We start from the raw sequence: 16,345 nt of genomic DNA, 5'->3' as shown, positions 1-16,345 counted from the left end.
AGCCAAACTTGCAGCACACTCAGTTCACCTGTAGATCGTTCGCAGATCCTGTCACTTTGGACGCAAAGAACTCAGCCGCCAGGTTCCCCTAACATGCGCATCAATTCTTCTGCTTCTGATCCTGGAGCAAACCTGAACCCAACCATTTCATCAGTGCCGAGAATTTCGCCCAACGTTTTCAATACCTGCGCCTCAGTCGGCGACTCGCGCAGCAATTTGTGCGCTGGCAGTAACAACTCGGAGGAAACACCTTGAACGCTTGCCGCGTCGATCACCGCGAAGAGGATAAAGCGCAGGCGTATTTCGCGTTCAGTCGGCCAAACCGTTTTTCGCTTACCCATCGTGAAGGCTTCACTTTCAGAAAAATCCGAGGCTATTGCCGGAAGACAGGTGTTTCAAGCCACGGGGCGCAGGATAGGCCGCCTCCTACATGCAAAACGGGAACCCCCTACTGGCGGATAGGGCCGACCATCCAGTTTTCTCTAAGGCCTTGCATAACCGGCCATCAATCCGTGGAAACCTCTGGCTCAGGCAGGAGGTCTACCGCCTGAATCCGCCCGCTATTAAAGGAAGCAATCTCATGTCTCAAACTTATCAAGGCACTGCCAGTGTGTTGTTGGCTTCTCGCCACTTGGGCGTTGAGCCAGACGAGTGCTTGAATGAAAAGGTGACCGTGCGCCTTTCGGAAAGCGGCACGCCGACCATCGCACGCCTGGAAGTCGATCAGCCCGTACAGTGGCCAGGACACGCTAACCACGTGGAAGTCAGGCTGCCTGATGGTAGCGTTGTGAAGGGTGTGATCGTGGAAATCAACCGTCAGACTGAACACGCCGCATGGTTGACCTTCAGCCTGGACGATTGACGGGATGGCGTTGTCAAGGCGCCGCTTTCACAGTTTTGTTGCGTTGCAGCTCCAGCGTGGTGCTGATGAGCCGCGCAGGCGACCCAAAGGCGATCGGTCATTTTGGAAATCGCCGAAAACCGCATTCCGGTCAAGCGCGTTGTAAGCCGCAAGATGCTGGATGTCGTCTCGATCTCGGCGATGGCATCCAATTCCTCAACAGTTAGGTATTTGATAACACCCTCCTTGAATCACAGCATCCGGTTTCAACCGGGCTTACCACTGCATCGGCGGCTGGCTGCGAGGCATAAGCGTTTACCGACGAAATGCAAACAACGATGCCCCCGTAAAAAATTGAATGTGTAGATTGTACTTTTGGTCAGGGATTGTGAACGCAGACATTCTGGCGAGGTGAAAGCTCATGACTCTTCAAGCAGAAACACTCGTACAACTGACCGAAGCGTTGCAGGGGCGAGGGCTGTATCTGGTCTGCAACGTTCACCTCACGCGCGCGCCCTACCGCCACAATCACCTTTGGGTGTGTTCAGTGGCCTGAAGCAGCCTCGCCAGGACGGGACAATACGATGAAAAAAGGCCAACTCCCGTCCAAAACCTGCCCTGTGTGTGGACTGGCGTTCAACTGGCGCAAGAAATGGGCACGTTGCTGGGACGAGGTGCGCTATTGCTCCGAGCGGTGTCGACGAGGCAAGCGTTCGCCTCCACCGCCGGCACAAGGCTGCAACCCTGCGCAATGATTTGCTATTGTCCTGATAGCTAAGTAGGTAATCCGGTAGGACACCGTAGCTGATAGGTTTCAGGCGAGTTTACGTATACGCAGGGGTCAACATGGGCGAAGCAACTCCGACTTCAGACTATGAAGTACAACGCTTGCAGCGCGTCGCAGCCTTGTGCGCTCGCGATGCCGAACACGACGTCGCCTTCGAAAAACTGGTCGCGATGACCTCAAATTATTTCGGGGCGCCCATCGCGCTGATTTCAATCATCGATGAGCATCAGCAATGGTTCAAAGCCCGCGTTGGCATTGAAGAAGAGCAAACCGCGCGCGAAATTTCATTTTGCGCTTATTCGCTGTTCGACCGGGTACCGCTTGAGATTCTCGACTCGCACAACGACGAGCGCTTTATAAACAACCCGCTGGTCACCGGCACGCCCTACATTCGGTATTACGCCAGTGCGCCACTGATGACGGCTGACGGCTTCTCGCTGGGCAGTCTGTGTATCATCGATACCGTGCCGCGCGAGCCGATGAGCGAGCGTGATTTTTCCATGCTGGTGTATTTCGCTGAGCTGGTGATGATGCACATTACTGGCGCGCGCGCTCGCATTTACATCGACCAGCCTACCGGGCTGTTCAACCGCCTGCGGTTTGAGGAAGACATCCGCCAGGCAGCGGCGACGTCCGAGTATTTTCACGTTTTTGCCGTTGATATTGTCTCCCCGGCCTTCTTGAACAACGTGGTCAAAGCGCTCGGCTACAACTTCGTCCAGGACCTGATCCTGGCGATCAAAGCACGTTTGCACACGCTCCTGCCCAGCCAATGCCTGTTATATAAAATCAGCCCGACACGCTTCGGCTTTTTGTCAAAAGGCAGCGCGCCTCTGGAGCGCGTGTGCGCCAGGATTCTTGAAGATTTTCATACCCCAGTCGAGTGCCACGGGATCCCGATTCTCATGCATGCCGGTATTGGTGTCCTGGCAGTCACCAGCAGCGAGCCGCAGGATTGGATCAGGCTCGTCGTTGCCGCAGCGGACGACGCCAGGGACAGAAACCTGGGGTGGTCGCTTTATCAACCGCACAACGATGCGGCTCAGCAGCGTGCTTTTATGCTCTTGAGTTCGTTGCCGGACGCTATGCGTGACAGTCATCAATTAAGCCTGGTATTCCAGCCGAAGATCCAACTGCCGCAGGGTGAATGCAGCAGTGTCGAGGCATTGCTGCGTTGGGAGCATCCGCTATTCGGCCCGATCCCTCCTTCGGAATTTATTCCCTTGGCGGAAACAACCGAGCTGATGCATTCGATCAGTTTTTGGGTACTCGACGCAGTCCTCCGACAGGCACTGTCCTGGAAACAGCAAGGGCTGGTGATTCGGATCGCTATGAATGTCTCCGCGGGCGACCTGGAAACACCGCGTTTTATCGACAAGATGATCGATGACATCCACAGGCTCCAACTCGACCCTGCCACGTTCGAGCTGGAGTTTACCGAAAGCGCGTTGATGACTGATGCAGACACGGTCAGCCGTCAACTTGGACGAGCCCGCGGATACGGCATAGGCGTTGCTATTGACGACTTCGGCACGGGCTATAGCAATTGGACGTACTTGCGCCAATTGCCCATTGATTCGGTCAAGCTGGACCAGTCATTGATCAGCAACATAAAAACCCATGAAAAAGATGCGCGTCTGGTCAAGAGCCTGATCGAGTTGGCACGGGGGCTCAGCTACAAGGTGGTCGCAGAGGGCGTGGAAACTGCGGATATCCTTGAACTGATCACTCAATGGGGCTGCTCGGAGGCCCAGGGGTTCTTGATCTCCAAACCTATGGGGGCAGACGCCCTCGCCCAGTGGTTTGAGGCAGGCGGCTACCGCACGATTACTGCACCGGCAGAAAATTCATCAGCAACAAGCTCTGCGCGTAGTTGACACCTATGCGCCGGTAGCGCTCATCGAGTATCTGGGTCAGCAGATCGAGGCGCGCGACAATCTTGCCGAACTCCACCGCGAAACTGAGGTTGCTGCCCTCCTCCGATATCTCGTTGGAAAACAGCAGCAACACCCCATTCGCATCCTGGCGCTTGCCCAGCAGCCAGGTGGCCTTCTCGATATTGCGCGCAGCATTGCTCACGAATTCAGGGTGGATCGCATCGGTGATGTAAAACTCCGTGCGCCCACCGTGAGCAGTCACGATCATACTGCCGATAGCATAGATAAAAGCGCCGACGCGGTCGCCTTTGAATTCCGGGCTTAAGGAATAGCTAAGGGCCGCCAAGTCACTGCGTTCCCCCAGCGCAGGAAGGGATCGGCGTTGCTCGATGGCCTGGCGAATCTCCCGCGCAGCAGTCACCGCATCCGGGTAACCCGACTGACGCCACTGGCTGGGATTACGCAGATAGAGCTTGTTCATGAGCAAATACAGGCTTTGCAAATTGTCGCGCATGCCCAGTGTTGCCATGCGATCGACACTGGTCTGAAAGAATTCATCAGGCTTGCCATTGCTGAACTGCTTGGCGATATCCCGACCCTGTTGCTGGCTGCAACCGCTGGCGCAGAGCAACAACACGGCAGCCAGCAGCAAGGGCTGGCGTAGCGGTCGACTAATGAAACGAGGAAACGTGCGATCCATCGGCACCCGATCTGGTTCATCTGCCCACGCGGGAATCGGCGGGGCTGGGACAAGGATAGAGCGGAGAAATCAAAAAAAGTGCAATGGCCCTGGCTAGATAGTTGTAAGCAGATACCGTCCGGCCGGTGAACGGGCTCAAACGTGAAGATTTTTTTTTAGGCTCTATACTGTTTGCAACAGCTGCGTGTGTTGTTGGCGACCCAGGGTGGCATGTCAACCTTTTAACGGCTTGGCGCGTTTATCTATATCGCCCCGGCATACTCCCCAGCAGCTGTACCTGAGGGAGACGGCAATGAAACATCCAATTCGAGCTCAAATGGTTGTTCAGTTGATTTGCCTGCTTTCGGTGGCTCAGCTTTTTTGTTGAGCGGCGTGTGACTGCCTTCACATTCAGTTGCAGTTGCGGCAGCGAGAGGTATTGCCAGCTATAAGCCATAATCTGGCCCGACATTCGATTGCCGGGCCAGAGCGTGCAGCTATAGCAAGATCGTGGACAGCATGCCTAAGGCGCCCAGGCAAAACCCGATCAGTGCGCCTCTCCCTGGGAGCTCCTGAAACAGCGCCCAGATCACGATGGGCTCCAGCAGTAATAAAGAGGTAACGGATACAACCGTCACTACCCAGATGTCACCGACCGCAAGATACCCCAGCCAATAAGCCCCCAGCAGACAAAGCCCGGCAAAGCACATCAACACAACAGGCATGATGAAAGCGTGCCATGAGCCGTCGCCCGCTTGAGCCAGCTTGGCGGTCACCACCTCACTGTAGATTGCACAAAACTCACCGATGATCATCAACCCTAGAGCAGAAACTCCGAGTAGTTCTTTGGACATATCAAAAACTCCTTCGTATTCAACGCAATATTTTTCAACTCCCAGCGGGCAATGCCGCTGCCCAGAGTTTCGTTGCAGTGATACGAAGCAGCCTTGAACAGGCCTGAATTACCGAAGTGCTTTTCCATCCTCATGTCCTTTATAGAAGGTGAAGCTTAGCGACCAGATGAGGCGCTCGGCCTGATCATACGTTTCGGCGAGTATTAGGAACAACCTTGGCCGTGGAACCGCCGAAACGGACTGTTTATTTCTCCGTGCTTGTATAAGCTTGCCGTTCGTTTTTTCGAGATCAGGAGGGGTAAATGAGTGACGACAATGCAAAGCGCTTGCTGATTAATCAGCAGCACATTTGCATGGCTGCAATCTCGCTGATTTTCTCCAGCACCTGTGTTGCCGCAGACACTTACTCGGAGCTGAGCACGCCTGATAAATCGGGATTCATGTGGGGTCAGGTCTACCAGCATACAAAAGCCGCATGTGACACTCTCCCGCAAGACCTTGAAGACGATTACGCAAAGGCGATCCGGCTCTTTCAGAGGCCAGCCCAGAATTTGGACCGACCTTTAATGACGGCCTGAAGCCCAGCCTTAAGAAGGCCCCTCTAAAATCAGCCGAGGAACTGGAAGACGTATGTGTCAAAGTTCAGACAGGCCTCAGAAACCAAGTGAAGCTCGCCAGATACTGGTTTACGGAAAAGTGGTGAGTGTTGAATAGCGAGACGGCGAGATTGGCTATCAGGCGCTACTTCCAGTGCCTTCCACCGTCTATGTGCTCGTGAGGTCGGCATCTGCGTTTCAATGTCAGATTCAATGTCGCGATTCGGGGACCAGCATTCTTGCCATAGGCCGCCCGCGCAGAACTTCGAGCTTTGGGTTTAATCCCAAGCGTGCTTTAAACATTAACACCTGCTGACAGCCCATAGAGGTTCACAAAATGAAAATGACACTACCCGCCCTGGCTTTGGGTGTTCTGATATCGCAAGGAGCGATAGCCGCCGGTGATGGTACAGCCGCTCTTGGAGGTGGCGTTGGGGGTGCACTTGGCAATATCGTCGGCCAACAGCTGGGGGGGTCAACTGGCGCGGCAGTAGGCGCAGGCTTAGGTGGTGCCGCCGGTGGAGCAGTCGGTGCCCAGAAGGGTAAGAGGACAGAAGCTGCAATAGGCGGCGGCGTTGGCTCTGCTGGTGGGTCACTTATAGGCAATCGTCTGGGCGGCACAACGGGTTCGACTATCGGAGCGGGTCTCGGTGGCGCTGCAGGTGGCGCGCTCGGCAACAACCTGGCGGATGATAAGAGCAACCATCGATCTGACGGAAAAAAGCACAAAGGCAACAATAAGCACAAGCATAAGAACAAGCGCCACTGATGAGCCATGGCTCGTGCTTGCAGTAGGTGCAAAAAATGCAGACGCCTTGTGGCGGGTCAGCTTAGCGAACAAGTGAGGGGCTGGGCCTGATCATAGGTGTGAGCACCTGTTCTGAATAACCGGGCTCGACGGGTATGAACGATATTAAAAACTCGCAGGACTCCCCGCCGCCCGTCATGATCGGGCTATGCTCAGGCCATCTGAACCGGACGCCCCATGCCCGTTGACCTACAAGCGCTCTATCCAAAACTGATCCACTTGATGCTGGATACGGTATTTGTCGTCGACAGCGACAACCGGATTGTCTTCGTGAGCAACGCCTGTGAGTCCCTGCTGGGCTACCGCGCCGAAGAGCTGATCGGCACCCTGATCATCCACTACATGCACCCTGAAGACCTGGCGCGTACCCGCGCTTCCATAGTTCGGGTCATGAGTGGCCAACCCCACGTCGACTTCCGCAACCGTTATCTGCGCAAGGATGGCAGCGTCGTACACATTTTGTGGGCGGCCTTCTGGTCCAAAGAAGTCGGTGCGCGGATCGGAGTCGCGCGGGACATAACGGCGCTCACCCAGGCCGAGGAGGAGTTACGCTTCCTCGCCCATCATGACCCGCTGACGGCCCTCACCAACCGATCGCTGTTCAACGATCGGCTCGACAGTGCGCTGCAAAGCGCACAGCGCCATAACCGGAGCTTGGCATTGCTGTTTCTGGACATCAACGACTTCAAGTGCATCAACGATGTGCATGGTCATGCCATGGGCGATCGCGTGCTCTGTGTGATTGCACGACGGCTAGAGCGCTGTGTGCGCGAAGGCGATCTAGTGGCCCGGATGGGCGGTGATGAATTCACGGTACTGATCACGGATATCCAGTCGCCAGATACGGTTGCCGGGAAGGTGGCGCAGATACTTGCGGTCATGGCTGATCCACTGGGGGCCGAGTTTGGCGGAGTGAAAATGCCGTCTTGCAGTGTCGGCGTGGCGTTTTATCCGAAGGATGGAGAGGATGCGGATACGCTGTTGAGTCATGCGGATGGGGAGATGTATCGGGTGAAGAGGTTGCGGGTGAGTGAAGATATGAAGTAGACCGTAGCCTAGGGTCTGGCAACCCGCGTCGTTAAAAAGCCAATGCCCCGACGAGTCGGGGCATTGGCTTTTATGGTCCTGGATAAATCAAAAGGGCTTTTCAGCCTTACGGGTGAAGAACCACTTGCTGACCATCATGCACGAGGCTATTTGGCTTGGCGAAGCACAAGCTCCGATAGACGGGTCTTAACGCGGAAGCAGAACTCACGAATTTGAAATTGATAAGCGGGCATAACCATGTAGTTTAAGTCAGGACCTAATGAGTCTTTGATTTCCATATATTTAGCGGTCTTGGCAGCGATGGTTTGGTACTCCGCCTCGTACTTAACGTAAGACGCCTTGTTGTAAACCTTCAAAACGTCCAGCTCTTTACGGCATTGCTCTGCACGGTTTTGGTTTAAGTTTGTTTCTGATTCCGACTGATCAGCTTCCGTAGAGGCAGGGACGTGGGAGTCAGCACTGGCGCCCGCAGGTGCAGCCTCATATCGCACAGTCCAATTGGGTGGTGTCGAAGGTGCGACTTCAGGGGGGGCTTCATGGGGCGCTTCCTGGACGACGGCAGGAGGTGGAGTCACTTTGGATTTTTCTGGCGTTTTCGTAGCGCATCCAGAGAGGGCAAGTCCTACCACTACAGCGATGCCACACAGTTTATACATCGGTTTCACCAAGAAGTAATTATGGTTGGCTGAGTCGTTAGGTGCTGGGTAAAAGTAAAACTCACTCAATGATCAAGTGTAAATTTTCTACCAGACTCAAGGCGCTCAGCCTCTCTTCCTTGAGTGCGCAGGTGAGTGATAATAGTAAAAAAACAAAGAGATGACGAGTAAAAGCTCGTCAGAAAAGCCACAGATTAATGGGACAATTGCGGTGGGTCCAAGCTGAGCATGCACCCTCATTGTGCGGCGTTCGGATCGCAGGGAAAAATGAGGAGACTTCATGGTCTACGTTAAATCTGAAACGTATCGACACGTCAGCAGATGTGGGTTTCGCGTAGAAGCGCGATTTCCAGTCCCGTGGTGAGTACCTGACGTGCTCGAAAACGTTTTTACACAGCCTCGGCCAAAAGCTGCCCGTGATGATAGGTAGCTTTTTACGAAAAAGGCCCGATCGAATCAAATCACTTTTTAACCGGTGCATCCCAGCATTCGGGATTAAGCGAGCATACGTTGTATTGCCGATCCATCAACGCCATGCGGTTGAGATGGGCATCAGTGGCGGCGTTCAGTGATTGCTCACTGGTGACCATGTAGCGCGCGGCTCTATCGCTCATGCGCGCACTCCATTGGCGCCGAATCTTTTCATCCAAGGCTTTTGGTGACGTGGCCATGGCTTGGAGCGTACCGTCGCCTACTCGGCTCAACTCGTCGCGGTAGGTTTCGATGTACTGGGTTCGTGCAGCGTCGTGCTGGTGATTTAGGTCGTACTGGAGCGATTCCAAATTTTGCTTGTAAAGGGTCCAGTAACCGTCAGGTAGCACGCCACCGTCTTTCTTTCGTAGCGCGGCAATACGCCCATCGTTGTCGGTATTGGCGCTGAGTACCGGCTTGAGCGACGAGATGACAACGGGGTCATTGCTGATAATCTGGTTCATCAGCACAGTACGTAAACTAGTCTGAGGCAGACTCTGGCCCAGGGGCTCCACGTGGATCGGCGCCGCTGGTTTCAGGGATACAGGTTGGCTCGCGCAACCTGTAACCAACAAGGCCAAAAAGAGGATCGACGAGAGAGGATGACGTAAAAACATAAGCTACCCATGCGCATGGTTGGTTAGGGAACCGAGCATAGCACCCGCCAACCGATAGTGTCATTTTGATACCACCTCAACCCTGTCACCCTTCCTTTTAACGAAGTGCACTGCCATTCCGACTGGGGATCGTCATCGCTGGAGCGCAATAGGCCAGCGTGACCCGCGCTACGGCTTCTGCGTATTTGGCTCGACCGAAGCAGGGTGCGCAAAGGAACTGGAAGTGTACGCACCTTGCCCCTACGGCAAGCCCGGCGACCGGCTGTGGGTGCGCGAGACCTGGTACTGCGATCACTTCGAAGTCATGCGCGGCCCCTACCTAAAACCGGATGACCTGGAGGTCGGTGAAGCGATCGAAGACGGGACACTGGTCTACGCCGCCGACGGGCTGGCCCCGTACGAGCAGGAGCAGCCGACCTGGAAGCCAAGCATCCACATGCCCCGCTGGGCCAGCCGCATCCTGCTGGAGATTACCGAAGTGCGCGTCGAGCGGCTGAAGGACATCAGTCGCGGCGATATCCGTGCGGAAGGCCTGCAGTGTCCGCCGGAGCCGGCAAGCGATGACGTTTCACCGAATTACCGAGACTGGACCCGGCGGCCTGGCGGGAGTTATGGGAGTCCACTGGCGGCGACTGGGAAGCCAACCCGTGGGTCTGGGTGGTCGAGTTCAAGCGGCTGTAGCGCAAGCCGAGGAATGTCAGCGCTTGGCTCGTTGGGCGAGCCCGATAGCCATAAAGGCGATGCCGGGTATCCAAAAGCCAGGGTTAGATGTCCCTAAGCCGACCGCAAGTAGTGACACACCGACAGCAAACATATGCGCTCCTCCCTGAAAAACTATCCATTTCATATCCACCAATTTAAGCATAAACCGGCCATCAAAACGGCCAAGGACGAAGTCATGCCTGAAGAAAAAGTCGTGATGTACGAATCCCACAAGCTGCCAGCATCCAAACCGTGACAGGCTGGGTAGGCGCTGATGGCCGCTTCTGGGGCAAAGATGAGCATATGGCGCGCTGGTGTGGCGCCACCCATCGCCAATGCGAGAAGAATCCGGATCATCCGATCCACTACACTTCCATCAATTGTTGTCCGAAGATAGTAATTCAACACAGACCAAACCCCAATCCCCCTACATGCCTGCCGGTGAGCGGCGGGCGAGGTATTCCTGCATGTTCGAAATCATAAAAGTTTGGTGGGCCCGCAATGTTTTCCGGGCGAATCCATGGCACGACAAGTTCGTGCTGCTGAACTTCATCGACCTCTACTACAAGGGCCAGCGTGACAGCATATTCGGCATCGCCATCGACTCCGGCGACAATGGCGACTACCCAGGAAACAAGCTGATCATCCATGTCTGGAAGTATTCAGCCTGGATAAAACTTCCCAACATCATCAAGCCTTGGGCGCAGAAGCACACCTTCACTACATTGAGCCCAGAAGCTACAGCGCGACGGCTTGAACAGTTTGGGCATCTCGACTACTTCGAATATCACGCTCGCAAGTACGGGTTCCGCCTGCAAACCCGAGGAATCCACACGAATTTCGGGCCTAGCACAATGGACTCGCAATCCGAAAAGTCTCGGTACTTCTCATTCCCTTGGCGCGAATTCGATCTGGTCGTGAATGCGCTGTGTGACGCAAACGGCGTTGAGCATATCGAGAAGAGCAAAGGTGTTCGCCTTCGCTACAAGGAAGCTCAGGCCATAAAAGACACAATGCCCCGCTATGTGTTTTTGCTTAAGGACTATGACGGCCAGGAAATACGAGCCTATTGCCATATGGAGAAGCGCGTTTACCGAATCGGTACCGGCTGGGTGAAAAAGTACTTCGGTGCAATGCGCCCTACGCGAACTTTCGTTGAGCTGGATATCGCATTTGATGGCGAGACCGGCCCCGAGAAAGGCTCGTGGAAAGGCGGAACGACTGCCAGTGCCGAGCGTCGCGGCGAAACTTACGCCCCACTCGCATAACCCATCACCACCTTCTGCCGCCCAGCGCGGCAAGGACACCACATGTTCGCAATCAAACTCATCCTGATCCTACTGGGCGCTTTGCTGTACCTGGTCGGCAGCGGCGGCTGGTTCTTTTGAATCGCTCCACGCCTTCTGGCCGACGGCGAAACGGCCGACATCCTCTACGCCTTCGCCGGCACCTGCTGCTGGCTCCTGGTCAGCTTCGTCCTGGCCGTTCATATCATCAAGACAGCGCGGCCTAAGGGCTCACTCGACAAACCAGAGGTATAGGAGTGCATACGATGGAAATGCAAAGCGAAACCCTTGCCGAAGAAGAGATAGCGGCAATCACTGGCTATATGATCCCTTCGCGCCAGATCGCGTGGCTCAATCTGAACGGCTGGAAGTACGTTCTGACCCGATCGCGCAGACCTGTGGTGGGCCGGGTATACGCCCGCATGAAGCTGGCAGGCGTGAAACCATCAGCAGAAAATGTTGCGGCCGAAGCCTGGTCGCTGGACTTGTCACGGGTAGGATGACGAAATGCGAGCGAAAAAGGCGGCAAACAGGGACCTGCCGCCGCGAATGATTCGGCGTGTACGCGCGCTGAAAGGCGGTAAAGAGTGGGTTGGGTACTACTACGACGGGAGTAATGAAGACGGGAAGCGGGTGGAGATCCCGCTCGGGGGGGGGGATTTGGATATCGCAAAGGCTGAATGGGCAAAGCTCGATTGCAAGCCGGTGCCGAAGAAGAATGCCATGCTGGCCCAAGTGTTTGATCGGTACGAACGCGAAATCATCCCAGGTAAGACGCCCAAGACCCAGAGCGATAACCATTTAAGCCTGAAACAGCTGCGCAACATGTTCAGTGACGCGCCTATCGATGCGGTAACGCCGCAGATCATTGCGCAGTATCGCGACAGCCGCACCGCCAAGGTTCGCGCCAACCGGGAGATCTCCCTGCTGTCACACATCTACAACATCGCACGCGAGTGGGGATTAACTGAAGCCAACCCAGCGGCCGGTGTGCGCAAGAACAAAGAGGCGCCGCGCGACTTCTACGCCAGCGAGGAAATCTGGAGCGCCGTATATGCCGTGGCAGCCTCAGAGCTGCGCGACGCAATGGACCTGGCGTATCTGACCGCCCAGCGCCCGGCCGACACGCTGTCGATGCGGGAGGCCGACGCGGTTAACGAATTCCTGCAGGTATCTCAGGGCAAGACGTCAAAGAAGCTGCGAATCCGCCTGACAGCCGCCGGCGCGATGAATGATTTAGGCGCGTTGGTTGAGCGCCTGATCGCACAGAGACGCGCCCGTGGAGTTAGAAACCCTTATCTGATCGTCACTGAGGATGGGAGGCAGGTGACCAGGCACATGCTGAGGCTGCGCTTTGACGATGCGCGGGATAAGGCGATTGTCATCGCCAGGGAGGCAGGTGACGGGGTTCTGGCAGCAAGCATCCGTCAGTTCCAGTTCCGTGACATCCGCCCGAAAGCCGCTAGTGAAATCCTAGACCTGGGCGATGCCAGCCGCCTACTGGGGCATACAGACAAACGCATCACCGAGACGGTTTACAGGCGTGTCGGGGAGATCGTGAAACCGACCCGCTGACATTGAGTTGCGGAAACTGCCTGAAATGATGCGGAAACGATCAGGTGTTCAACTGAAAGAGTCACCGGATGCCAGAAACACAAAAGCCCCGCTTTCGCGAGGCTTTCGTCTGAATCTTGGCGGGAAACCAGGGATTCGAACCCTGGGAACGCTATTAACGTTCGCCGGTTTTCAAGACCGGTGCATTCAACCACTCTGCCAATTTCCCTTGCGCATCACAGGATTATAGTAGCCTATCCTGTCTCAGCGGGCGCCATAATACCCGAATGAAACACACTGTCAAACTCTCGGCATCGCTTGTTACAGAGCGTCTGTTATGATCTTTGCGACTGAACGTTTCAAAACCGAAGGAGTGTCGCCATGCGCGAACAGAATTACGCAGTGAATGGCAACGCGCAGGCTGAGCAGCTTGAAGTCAGCCGCGTGTTGCGCAACACCTATGGCTTGCTCGCCCTTACGCTCGCATTCAGCGGCGTAATGGCGTTTGTGGCTCAGCAGATGCGCGTCGGTTACCCGAACATCTTTGTCGTACTGATCGGCTTCTATGGGCTGTTCTTCCTGACCAACAAGCTGCGGGACTCGGCCTGGGGTCTGGTGTCGGCGTTTGCCTTGACCGGTTTCATGGGCTTCATCCTCGGCCCGATCCTCAACCGTTACCTCGGCATGGCCGGCGGTGCGGAAGTGGTCAGCTCGGCGTTTGCCATGACGGCCTTGGTGTTTGGTGGCCTGTCGGCCTACGTGCTGATCACCCGTAAGGACATGAGCTTTCTGGGCGGCTTCATCACCGCAGGCTTCTTTGTGCTGCTGGCGGCTGTGGTCGCAGGTATGTTTTTCCAAATCAGCGGCCTGCAACTGGCGATCAGCGCGGGGTTTGTGCTGTTCTCCTCGGTGTGCATCCTGTTCCAGACCAGCGCCATCATCCACGGCGGTGAGCGTAACTACATCATGGCGACCGTGAGCCTGTATGTGTCGATCTACAACCTGTTTATCAGCCTGTTGCAGATCTTCGGCATCATGAGCCGCGATGACTGATTAGTTAACGCAATAAAAAATGCCCCGTATCGAAAGATACGGGGCATTTTTGTTTTTACGCCGTTAAGAGCAGGTTTCAGTATTTGTTGGGTTCCATCTCCAGATCAACCTTGAAGCGCTGCGCAATATCCTGCTGGATCCGCTGAGCCAGGTTGGCAATATCGTGCCCCGAGGCGCCTCCATAGTTGACCAACACCAGCGCCTGCAGTTTGTGCACACCTGCATCCCCCTCACGAAAGCCTTTCCAGCCAGCCTTGTCGATCAGCCAACCGGCCGCGAGCTTCATCTGCCCATCGGGCTGCGGATAAGCCACCAGGTCCGGGTACAGTGCCTGCAGCTCAGCCGCCAACACCTGGGACACCAAGGGGTTCTTGAAGAAGCTCCCGGCATTGCCAAGCTCTGCCGGGTCCGGCAGTTTTTCCCGGCGGATGCTGCAGATCGCACGGCTGACGTCGCTCGGCGTCGCTTCAGTGATCCCCTGCCCCGCCAGGCGTTGCTGCACCGGGCCATAGTCGAGTTTCAGGTGGCGGGTGCGGCTCAGGGCAAAGCGCACCCGCAGGATCAGCCAGCGGCCGGTTTCGTGCTTGAACACGCTGTCACGGTAGGCAAAGTTGCATTCTTCCAGACTGAATTCGCGCAGTTCGCCGGTGTGGCGATCCAAGGCGGTCAGGCCAGCGAATACGTCCTTGATCTCCACGCCGTAGGCGCCGATGTTCTGCATCGGTGCTGCGCCAACGGTACCGGGGATGAGGCTGAGGTTTTCCAGGCCACAGAACCCCTGTTCCAGGGTCCACAACACGAAGGGGTGCCAGGCTTCGCCCGCTTGCGCCTCGACCACCACCTGCGTGCCGTCATCGTGGACCACGCGGACGCCGTGGGTCGCCATGCGCAAGACCAGCGCAGGAATGTCCTGGGTCAGCAGCAAGTTGCTGCCACCGCCGATCACCAACAGTGGCACCGCATGTGCGGCTGAATAAGCCAGGGCCTCGCGGACGTCATCGTCGCTGTGAGCCTCGGCGAACAACTGGGCGCGTACGTCGATGCCAAAGCTATTGAAGGGCTTGAGCGATACCTGCGAGAGCACCTGCAAGGTCATAACCGGCCCTTCAATTCGATCACCAATAAATCACAGGCGCGTTCAATCAGGTCCAGGACCCGCTCGAAGCCTTGTTCACCTTCGTAATACGGGTCTGGCACTTCGTCCACTTCGCCATCGTAGCGGCGCAGGAACAGGTCCAGCTCCGCTGTGCCTTGGCCCGGCTGCATAGCCTTGAGGTTGCGCAGGTTGCTGTGGTCCATGGCCAGGATCAGGTCATAGCGCGCAAAGTCGGCACGGGAGACCTGCTGGGCTCGCTGGGCCGACAAGTCATAGCCGCGCACCAGCGCCGCACGCTGGCTGCGCTTATCCGGTGGGTTGCCAATATGCCATTCACCCGTACCGGCGGACGCTACCTCGACCTGCCCTGTCAAACCCGCTTCGCGCAACTTATGGCGCAGCACGCCTTCTGCGGTGGGCGAGCGACAGATATTGCCCAGGCAGACAAACAAGACCTCCATCAGGCCCCCAGCAGGCGACGGACGCGCTCAAGGTCTTCCGGCGTATCGACACCAGCCGGCGGCGCTTCCAGCGCATCGCCCACATGAATGCGCACGCCGTGCCACAAGGCACGCAGTTGCTCCAGCGATTCGGTGTTTTCCAGCCAGCACGGGCCCCAACTGACGAAGTCATGCAGGAAACCGGCACGGTAGGCATAGATGCCGATATGACGGCGATACGGCACGCCTCTCGGCAATACGTCGGGTTTTTTGGCGAAGGCGTCGCGCGCCCACGGCAAGGTCGAACGGCTGAACGTCAGCGCCAGGCCATTGATGTCGCTGACCACTTTCACCACGTTCGGGTTGAACAGGGTGTCGATGTCTTCGATCGGTTCGGCCAGGGTCGCCATGCGCGCTTCGCCATGGGCGGCCAGGTTGGCCGCCACTTGGTCGATCACGCTCGGCGGAATCAACGGCTCGTCACCTTGCACGTTGACCACGATGGCATCAGGTGCCAGGCCGAGTTTTGTGGCCACTTCGGCCAGGCGATCGGTGCCGGAGTTATGGTCTTCGCGAGTCAGCACGGCCTCAGCGCCGAAGCCTTTGCAGGCTTCGATGATGCGCGGATCATCGGTGGCCACCACCACGCGCTCGGCGCTGCTTTTGCAGGCCTGTTCCCACACCAACTGGATCATCGGCTTATCGCCGATCAGTTGCAGCGGCTTGCCCGGCAAACGGGTCGACGCGTAGCGGGAAGGAATGACAACGGTAAAGGCTGTGGTCATTTATCCAGGCGCTCATCGGTAGTCAGGGTGCGGGCTTCGCTTTCCAGCATTACCGGGATGCCATCACGGATCGGGTAAGCCAGGCCGGCGCCTTTGCTGATCAGCTCGGTTTTGTCGGCGCTGAGCTTGAGCGGGCCTTTGCAGATCGGGCAAGCGAGGATATCGAGCAGTTTGGTGTCCATGAGTGTTTCCTGGA

Annotated in this window: 22 protein-coding genes, 1 tRNA gene and 2 pseudogenes; 13 read left to right on the top strand and 12 right to left on the bottom strand. The window is 56.3% G+C overall.

What is annotated here, in order from left to right; translation table 11 throughout:
• Positions 1–71 precede the first annotated feature (71 nt).
• The gene (locus AACY44_RS20700; protein ID WP_339420845.1) at positions 72–341 is read right to left on the bottom strand and encodes a hypothetical protein; all 270 of its coding nucleotides are present in this window, start codon (positions 339–341) and stop codon (positions 72–74) included.
• 239 nt (positions 342–580) lie between these two features.
• On the opposite strand from AACY44_RS20700, the gene AACY44_RS20695 reads away from it, so the two are divergent.
• On the top strand, positions 581–862 hold the full coding sequence (locus AACY44_RS20695) for a hypothetical protein (RefSeq protein WP_339420847.1): 282 nt from the start codon (positions 581–583) through the stop codon (positions 860–862).
• Positions 863–927: 65 nt separating this feature from the next.
• Here AACY44_RS20695 and AACY44_RS20690 read toward each other — a convergent pair.
• Positions 928–1,077 (bottom strand): annotated as a pseudogene (locus AACY44_RS20690) (GAF domain-containing protein); the annotation flags it as partial.
• Positions 1,078–1,262: 185 nt separating this feature from the next.
• Here AACY44_RS20690 and AACY44_RS20685 point away from each other — a divergent pair.
• From AACY44_RS20685 to AACY44_RS20675, 3 genes are all read left to right on the top strand, one after another.
• Positions 1,263–1,397, top strand: coding sequence for a hypothetical protein (locus tag AACY44_RS20685; RefSeq protein WP_339420849.1), 135 nt, complete (start codon positions 1,263–1,265; stop codon positions 1,395–1,397).
• Positions 1,398–1,425: 28 nt separating this feature from the next.
• Positions 1,426–1,596, top strand: a complete 171-nt coding sequence (locus AACY44_RS20680) for a DUF2256 domain-containing protein (RefSeq protein ID WP_339420851.1) — start codon at positions 1,426–1,428, stop codon at positions 1,594–1,596.
• A gap of 91 nt (positions 1,597–1,687) precedes the next feature.
• Positions 1,688–3,505, top strand: coding sequence for a sensor domain-containing phosphodiesterase (locus AACY44_RS20675; RefSeq protein ID WP_339530953.1), 1,818 nt, complete (start codon positions 1,688–1,690; stop codon positions 3,503–3,505).
• Here the strand turns inward: AACY44_RS20675 and AACY44_RS20670 are convergent.
• Both AACY44_RS20670 and AACY44_RS20665 read right to left on the bottom strand, forming a co-directional pair.
• Positions 3,456–4,205 (bottom strand): hypothetical protein, encoded by a 750-nt coding sequence (locus tag AACY44_RS20670; protein WP_339438322.1) that lies wholly within the window; start codon positions 4,203–4,205, stop codon positions 3,456–3,458. The two genes, AACY44_RS20675 and AACY44_RS20670, sit on opposite strands and share 50 nt — an antisense overlap.
• Before the next feature lie 476 nt (positions 4,206–4,681).
• Positions 4,682–4,999, bottom strand: a complete 318-nt coding sequence (locus AACY44_RS20665; protein ID WP_339420879.1) for a hypothetical protein — start codon at positions 4,997–4,999, stop codon at positions 4,682–4,684.
• Between the two features lie 341 nt (positions 5,000–5,340).
• On the opposite strand from AACY44_RS20665, the gene AACY44_RS20660 reads away from it, so the two are divergent.
• From AACY44_RS20660 to AACY44_RS20650, 3 genes are all read left to right on the top strand, one after another.
• Positions 5,341–5,616, top strand: a complete 276-nt coding sequence (locus AACY44_RS20660; RefSeq protein WP_339420859.1) for a hypothetical protein — start codon at positions 5,341–5,343, stop codon at positions 5,614–5,616.
• Positions 5,617–5,971: 355 nt separating this feature from the next.
• On the top strand, positions 5,972–6,403 hold the full coding sequence (locus tag AACY44_RS20655) for a glycine zipper domain-containing protein (protein WP_339428211.1): 432 nt from the start codon (positions 5,972–5,974) through the stop codon (positions 6,401–6,403).
• A 216-nt stretch (positions 6,404–6,619) separates the two neighbouring features.
• On the top strand, positions 6,620–7,489 hold the full coding sequence (locus tag AACY44_RS20650; protein ID WP_339428210.1) for a sensor domain-containing diguanylate cyclase: 870 nt from the start codon (positions 6,620–6,622) through the stop codon (positions 7,487–7,489).
• 146 nt (positions 7,490–7,635) lie between these two features.
• Here AACY44_RS20650 and AACY44_RS20645 read toward each other — a convergent pair whose 3' ends face one another.
• Positions 7,636–8,145 carry a hypothetical protein gene (locus AACY44_RS20645; protein WP_339420865.1) on the bottom strand — a complete coding sequence of 170 codons (510 nt, stop codon included), beginning with the start codon at positions 8,143–8,145 and terminating at the stop codon, positions 7,636–7,638.
• A gap of 461 nt (positions 8,146–8,606) precedes the next feature.
• Positions 8,607–9,080, bottom strand: coding sequence for a hypothetical protein (locus AACY44_RS20640; protein ID WP_339420866.1), 474 nt, complete (start codon positions 9,078–9,080; stop codon positions 8,607–8,609).
• A 376-nt stretch (positions 9,081–9,456) separates the two neighbouring features.
• On the opposite strand from AACY44_RS20640, the gene AACY44_RS20635 reads away from it, so the two are divergent.
• A complete protein-coding gene (locus AACY44_RS20635; protein WP_339530952.1) occupies positions 9,457–10,011 on the top strand; it encodes a hypothetical protein in 555 nt (184 codons plus the stop codon).
• A gap of 65 nt (positions 10,012–10,076) precedes the next feature.
• Here the strand turns inward: AACY44_RS20635 and AACY44_RS20630 are convergent, their stop codons facing one another.
• On the bottom strand, positions 10,077–10,301 hold the full coding sequence (locus AACY44_RS20630; RefSeq protein ID WP_339456339.1) for a hypothetical protein: 225 nt from the start codon (positions 10,299–10,301) through the stop codon (positions 10,077–10,079).
• A 101-nt stretch (positions 10,302–10,402) separates the two neighbouring features.
• Between AACY44_RS20630 and AACY44_RS20625 the strand changes: the two genes are divergently transcribed.
• From AACY44_RS20625 to AACY44_RS20610, 4 genes and pseudogenes are all read left to right on the top strand, one after another.
• On the top strand, positions 10,403–11,203 hold the full coding sequence (locus AACY44_RS20625) for a hypothetical protein (RefSeq protein WP_339456337.1): 801 nt from the start codon (positions 10,403–10,405) through the stop codon (positions 11,201–11,203).
• Between the two features lie 42 nt (positions 11,204–11,245).
• Positions 11,246–11,476: pseudogene (locus tag AACY44_RS20620) on the top strand (hypothetical protein).
• 11 nt (positions 11,477–11,487) lie between these two features.
• Complete coding sequence (locus AACY44_RS20615; RefSeq protein ID WP_155002921.1) at positions 11,488–11,724, top strand: DUF4224 domain-containing protein; 237 nt, start codon at positions 11,488–11,490, stop codon at positions 11,722–11,724.
• A gap of 4 nt (positions 11,725–11,728) precedes the next feature.
• Positions 11,729–12,796 (top strand): tyrosine-type recombinase/integrase, encoded by a 1,068-nt coding sequence (locus AACY44_RS20610; RefSeq protein ID WP_339530951.1) that lies wholly within the window; start codon positions 11,729–11,731, stop codon positions 12,794–12,796.
• Positions 12,797–12,913: 117 nt separating this feature from the next.
• On the opposite strand, the gene AACY44_RS20605 is transcribed toward AACY44_RS20610, so the two are convergent.
• A tRNA-Ser gene (locus tag AACY44_RS20605) sits at positions 12,914–13,004 on the bottom strand.
• 152 nt (positions 13,005–13,156) lie between these two features.
• On the opposite strand from AACY44_RS20605, the gene AACY44_RS20600 reads away from it, so the two are divergent.
• Positions 13,157–13,828, top strand: a complete 672-nt coding sequence (locus AACY44_RS20600; protein WP_003174664.1) for a Bax inhibitor-1/YccA family protein — start codon at positions 13,157–13,159, stop codon at positions 13,826–13,828.
• Between the two features lie 76 nt (positions 13,829–13,904).
• Here the strand turns inward: AACY44_RS20600 and murB are convergent, their stop codons facing one another.
• Genes murB through AACY44_RS20580 form a run of 4 tightly spaced genes read right to left on the bottom strand, consistent with a single transcriptional unit; the run spans position 13,905 to position 16,331 of the window.
• Entirely contained in the window at positions 13,905–14,924 is a 1,020-nt protein-coding gene (murB, locus tag AACY44_RS20595) for a UDP-N-acetylmuramate dehydrogenase (protein ID WP_339436956.1), read from the bottom strand.
• Positions 14,921–15,385 (bottom strand): low molecular weight protein-tyrosine-phosphatase, encoded by a 465-nt coding sequence (locus AACY44_RS20590; protein ID WP_339421075.1) that lies wholly within the window; start codon positions 15,383–15,385, stop codon positions 14,921–14,923. The genes murB and AACY44_RS20590 overlap by 4 nt, the downstream gene beginning before the upstream one ends.
• Entirely contained in the window at positions 15,385–16,149 is a 765-nt protein-coding gene (kdsB, locus tag AACY44_RS20585; RefSeq protein WP_339530949.1) for a 3-deoxy-manno-octulosonate cytidylyltransferase, read from the bottom strand. The genes AACY44_RS20590 and kdsB overlap by 1 nt, the downstream gene beginning before the upstream one ends.
• On the bottom strand, positions 16,146–16,331 hold the full coding sequence (locus AACY44_RS20580; protein WP_003174668.1) for a Trm112 family protein: 186 nt from the start codon (positions 16,329–16,331) through the stop codon (positions 16,146–16,148). Before AACY44_RS20580 ends, kdsB begins: the two co-directional genes overlap by 4 nt.
• Positions 16,332–16,345: the final 14 nt, after the last annotated feature.

The sequence above is a fragment of the Pseudomonas sp. RA_15y_Pfl1_P11 genome, from assembly GCF_963970975.1.
Classification (GTDB): domain Bacteria; phylum Pseudomonadota; class Gammaproteobacteria; order Pseudomonadales; family Pseudomonadaceae; genus Aquipseudomonas; species Aquipseudomonas tritici.
This window is presented reverse-complemented; position numbering and strand designations above follow the sequence as displayed.

What these genes read in the sequence shown, in the direction of transcription:
- AACY44_RS20700 (WP_339420845.1), bottom strand. Translation starts at nt 341, where the DNA reads ATGGGTAAGCGAAAAACGGTTTGGCCGACTGAACGCGAAATACGCCTG.
- AACY44_RS20695 (WP_339420847.1), top strand. Translation starts at nt 581, where the DNA reads ATGTCTCAAACTTATCAAGGCACTGCCAGTGTGTTGTTGGCTTCTCGC.
- AACY44_RS20685 (WP_339420849.1), top strand. Translation starts at nt 1,263, where the DNA reads ATGACTCTTCAAGCAGAAACACTCGTACAACTGACCGAAGCGTTGCAG.
- AACY44_RS20680 (WP_339420851.1), top strand. Translation starts at nt 1,426, where the DNA reads ATGAAAAAAGGCCAACTCCCGTCCAAAACCTGCCCTGTGTGTGGACTG.
- AACY44_RS20675 (WP_339530953.1), top strand. Translation starts at nt 1,688, where the DNA reads ATGGGCGAAGCAACTCCGACTTCAGACTATGAAGTACAACGCTTGCAG.
- AACY44_RS20670 (WP_339438322.1), bottom strand. Translation starts at nt 4,205, where the DNA reads ATGGATCGCACGTTTCCTCGTTTCATTAGTCGACCGCTACGCCAGCCC.
- AACY44_RS20665 (WP_339420879.1), bottom strand. Translation starts at nt 4,999, where the DNA reads ATGATCATCGGTGAGTTTTGTGCAATCTACAGTGAGGTGGTGACCGCC.
- AACY44_RS20660 (WP_339420859.1), top strand. Translation starts at nt 5,341, where the DNA reads ATGAGTGACGACAATGCAAAGCGCTTGCTGATTAATCAGCAGCACATT.
- AACY44_RS20655 (WP_339428211.1), top strand. Translation starts at nt 5,972, where the DNA reads ATGAAAATGACACTACCCGCCCTGGCTTTGGGTGTTCTGATATCGCAA.
- AACY44_RS20650 (WP_339428210.1), top strand. Translation starts at nt 6,620, where the DNA reads ATGCCCGTTGACCTACAAGCGCTCTATCCAAAACTGATCCACTTGATG.
- AACY44_RS20645 (WP_339420865.1), bottom strand. Translation starts at nt 8,145, where the DNA reads ATGTATAAACTGTGTGGCATCGCTGTAGTGGTAGGACTTGCCCTCTCT.
- AACY44_RS20640 (WP_339420866.1), bottom strand. Translation starts at nt 9,080, where the DNA reads ATGAACCAGATTATCAGCAATGACCCCGTTGTCATCTCGTCGCTCAAG.
- AACY44_RS20625 (WP_339456337.1), top strand. Translation starts at nt 10,403, where the DNA reads ATGTTCGAAATCATAAAAGTTTGGTGGGCCCGCAATGTTTTCCGGGCG.
- AACY44_RS20615 (WP_155002921.1), top strand. Translation starts at nt 11,488, where the DNA reads ATGGAAATGCAAAGCGAAACCCTTGCCGAAGAAGAGATAGCGGCAATC.
- AACY44_RS20610 (WP_339530951.1), top strand. Translation starts at nt 11,729, where the DNA reads ATGCGAGCGAAAAAGGCGGCAAACAGGGACCTGCCGCCGCGAATGATT.
- AACY44_RS20600 (WP_003174664.1), top strand. Translation starts at nt 13,157, where the DNA reads ATGCGCGAACAGAATTACGCAGTGAATGGCAACGCGCAGGCTGAGCAG.
- murB (WP_339436956.1), bottom strand. Translation starts at nt 14,924, where the DNA reads ATGACCTTGCAGGTGCTCTCGCAGGTATCGCTCAAGCCCTTCAATAGC.
- AACY44_RS20590 (WP_339421075.1), bottom strand. Translation starts at nt 15,385, where the DNA reads ATGGAGGTCTTGTTTGTCTGCCTGGGCAATATCTGTCGCTCGCCCACC.
- kdsB (WP_339530949.1), bottom strand. Translation starts at nt 16,149, where the DNA reads ATGACCACAGCCTTTACCGTTGTCATTCCTTCCCGCTACGCGTCGACC.
- AACY44_RS20580 (WP_003174668.1), bottom strand. Translation starts at nt 16,331, where the DNA reads ATGGACACCAAACTGCTCGATATCCTCGCTTGCCCGATCTGCAAAGGC.